Origin of the sequence: Bacillus sp. AFS001701, from assembly GCF_002559405.1 — a bacterium.
Taxonomy (GTDB): domain Bacteria; phylum Bacillota; class Bacilli; order Bacillales; family Bacillaceae_G; genus Gottfriedia.
In genome coordinates this window covers 1-3,606 of sequence record NZ_NTZO01000340.1, presented here as the reverse complement: position 1 = coordinate 3,606, position 3,606 = coordinate 1, and the positions used below count along the sequence as shown (strand labels likewise).

Below are 3,606 nucleotides of genomic sequence, written 5' to 3'. Positions count from 1 at the left end.
ATAACTTTATAATATTTTTCTATACAGAAAATTCATAGAATGATATAATCTTTTTGTTTTTCAAATGAAGGTAAGACAGTTTATAACTTAATGAGAGTAAACAGTTGAATTGTTTACAAACATATCACTTCCGAAAAACACTATTATTCATTAAATGGGGTGTATGTTAAATGAAACAAATTGAAACGCCGTTATTTTCTTCTTTATTAGAACATGCAAAGAAGAACCCTATTCAATTCCATATTCCAGGACATAAAAAAGGAAATGGAATGGATCCAACATTTAGAGAGTTTATTGGTGATAATGCATTATCGATCGATTTAATCAACATTGCTCCTTTAGATGATCTACATCATCCAAAAGGTAAAATAAAACAAGCACAAGATCTTGCAGCTAAAGCTTTTGGTGCTGACCACACATTCTTTTCAGTTCAAGGCACAAGTGGAGCGATCATGACAATGGTAATGAGTGTTTGTGGACCTGGCGATAAAATTATCGTACCAAGAAATGTTCATAAATCTGTTTTATCTGCAATCATTTTCTCAGGCGCTACACCAATTTTTGTTCATCCTGAAATTGATAGTGAATTAGGTATTTCACACGGTATTACGACAAACGCAGTGAAAGAGGCCATTTTAAATAATCCTGATGCAAAAGCAGTATTAGTCATTAATCCTACATACTTTGGATTTGTAGCAGATTTAAAAAGCATTGTTGAATTAGCACATTCATATGGCTTAGCCGTATTAGTTGATGAAGCGCACGGTGTACATATTCATTTCCATAACGAATTACCGATCTCTGCGATGCAAGCAGGGGCTGACATGGCTGCTACGAGCGTACATAAGCTTGGTGGCTCTATGACTCAAAGTTCCATTTTAAATGTAAGAGAAGGCATTGTGAATGTCCACAGAGTACAATCTGTACTAAGTATGCTAACAACTACTTCAACATCTTATTTATTGCTTGCTTCACTAGATGTTGCAAGAAAGAGATTAGCAACTGTTGGTGAGGAATTACTTACGAATACTATTAGACTAGCAAATAATGCACGAAATAAAATTAATTCAATCAATGGTTTATATTGCCCTGGTTATGATTTAGTTGGTAAAGAAGCTACATTCAACTTTGATCCTACTAAAATATTAATCAGCGTAAAAAAACTCGGTATAACGGGCCATGATGTTGAAGTTTGGTTAAGAGAGCGATTTAATATTGAAGTTGAAATGTCTGATTTATATAATGTTCTTTGCATTTTAACACCAGGTGATAGTGAAGAAGACATTCAGCAATTAATTCATGCACTTGAAGTATTAGTAACTGAATTTGATATCTCAGAGCGCAATACAAATTTAAACGTTGAGATCCCAACGATTCCAAATTTAGCAGTCTCCCCTAGGGATGCATTTTATTCCGAAACAGAATCTGTTCCACTTGAGGATTCTGTCGGTAGAATTATTGCTGAATTTGTAATGGTTTATCCACCTGGAATTCCAATCTTTTTGCCTGGTGAAGAAATTACACTAGAAAATCTAGTTTATATTAAAAAGAATATTGATGCAGGATTACCTGTTCAAGGCCCAGAAGACGAAGAATTATTAACGTTAAAAGTATTAAAATAACTAAAGCTTTCATGAAAAAACTAGGAAATGAATCCTAGTTTTTTTGCATTCTAAATCACATCTAAATTATATAGGCATATGATAGGTAAGGTAATTATATTGATTTCGCACGAAAAAATTGTTTTTATGTTAGGATGTGGACTCATTGATAGTCGTGAATAATAAAATTGTTCATGCTTCATTAAAAAATAGCGAAGATTCGAATAATAAACTTTATCAAGAAATATTGTCTAGTTTAACAAACAGCAAAAAGTCTCATATTTATAAATCGGACCGTGAATTATCCTTTGATTTGACGATTAGAACTTATGTACTTCAGGCTTCTAAAGATTTATTTACAAGTGGCATGCAATTTAGGACTTTTAGACGAGCATATTGTAATCCTATGTTTTGGATTCGTACACCTATGGGTGGATTTAGACTTAGGCCAGGCATAAGAACTTCCATGGGAATTTATGATATTTTTCGCAACGGACAATTTTACGCAACAGAATGTGCAACTGCAATTATTATGATATTTTATAAAGCCCTTCTAGACATTTTCGGCTATGAAATTTTTGATCAACTATTCGATAATGGCATATACTTATACACTTGGAATTACGACCCTAAATTAGCTATTTTAACGGCTGAAGTTGATCGTCCAGCCCCTGGTGATGTTGTTTATATAAAAAATCCTGAAGTTGACCCAATGACTCCAGAATGGCAAGGAGAAAACACTGTTACTATGGGAAGTAATTATTATTTTGGTCATGGTATCGGAATACGTTCATTACAAGAAATTATTTTCCATTTAAATATGCATAGATATCCTTTTGCGATGGTTTCTGCCTTTTTAACAAATTTAAATACTAGAATTGACTCGAACGAAATGGCACAATATTTAAAAGATAATTCAAAATTAATACCAGTAACAACGAGCGAAGCTTCATCCGACGTTATAACTGCAAGAATTGGAGATCAAACTCAAATTGCATAAAAAGAAAAGTGGGTGATTCTTAATCGAGTCTCCCTTTTTTGTGCGTTAATTAAAAACTTTCTTACCCTTATAGAAAAACATAAAAAACCACAAGGAAAAACGATCCCCTTGTGGAATTTCTCATTTATAGTTACTCTATTAGACTTTATGATTTAATTAATTATAATTAGCAAACTTCATTATCAGTTGGTTCACAATCTTCACAGTTTTTAACGTAAAGAGTTGTTACTTTTTCATCCTCGAAATGACCTACTGTTTTTTCACAACATTTACATACGAACGTCCCCATCTTTGTAACCCCTTTCATAATGTTGTATCAATTAACTAACTTCATTATAATGTGTTATACTTATTTACGCAAGTGGCAAATAAGTATAACTTAAAATTTCTAATACTAGATTATTCAAGGGGTTTTATAAGGTGAATGCGATTTAATTAGTATAACACATTTATTTTTTATTCATAACTCTCTTCTATACTTGGTGACGGTAGCCAGTCAGCTAAATATTCTGCGAGTTCCATTGCCTCTTCCTCACTTTTTAGTTTACATAAAAATTTCAACTGATTTGGAAATGAAACATCCTGTCGATCTAATACAATGCATTGTCTAGATTGCATGCAGATGACGAGTGGCTTTCCAAAGAACATATTCGTATATACAATACCAATATCGTATCTTGTATCGTTTGTAACGAAGCCAACAAATCGGACTCTTACATTTTCGTGATCATCATATAATTTCTCAAACATTGTTTCACTCACTCCTCCGTTTAAGTATTGTAAGTTAATACATATGAAGAAAAAATTAAATTCATTCCGAATACTTGTCTAAAAATTTGAAATAATGTTATGATAAAAACAGATTAATAGTGATGTTTTTCATTAAAACATCTTAGGGGGAAAATTTATAAATGGTTCAACAAGCTACCATTCAATTAGTGGATAAATCAAAATACCAAGAAGCAAATTTAGATTTAATAAATAATTTAATAAATGATTACATAC

Annotated in this window: 4 protein-coding genes; 2 read left to right on the top strand and 2 right to left on the bottom strand. The window is 32.0% G+C overall.

Annotated features, from left to right (window positions below; all coding sequences use genetic code 11):
* The first annotated feature begins 170 nt into the window (after positions 1-170).
* A complete protein-coding gene (locus CN514_RS19485; RefSeq protein WP_098234028.1) occupies positions 171-1,622 on the top strand; it encodes an aminotransferase class I/II-fold pyridoxal phosphate-dependent enzyme in 1,452 nt (483 codons plus the stop codon).
* 154 nt (positions 1,623-1,776) lie between these two features.
* Entirely contained in the window at positions 1,777-2,601 is an 825-nt protein-coding gene (locus CN514_RS19480) for a protein-glutamine gamma-glutamyltransferase (protein WP_286141762.1), read from the top strand.
* A gap of 166 nt (positions 2,602-2,767) precedes the next feature.
* On the opposite strand, the gene CN514_RS19475 is transcribed toward CN514_RS19480, so the two are convergent.
* Positions 2,768-2,890: a GapA-binding peptide SR1P gene (locus tag CN514_RS19475; RefSeq protein ID WP_098234026.1), complete on the bottom strand. Its 123-nt coding sequence runs from the start codon at positions 2,888-2,890 to the stop codon at positions 2,768-2,770.
* A gap of 167 nt (positions 2,891-3,057) precedes the next feature.
* On the bottom strand, positions 3,058-3,351 hold the full coding sequence (locus tag CN514_RS19470) for a DUF3055 domain-containing protein (protein WP_097975693.1): 294 nt from the start codon (positions 3,349-3,351) through the stop codon (positions 3,058-3,060).
* Positions 3,352-3,606: the final 255 nt, after the last annotated feature.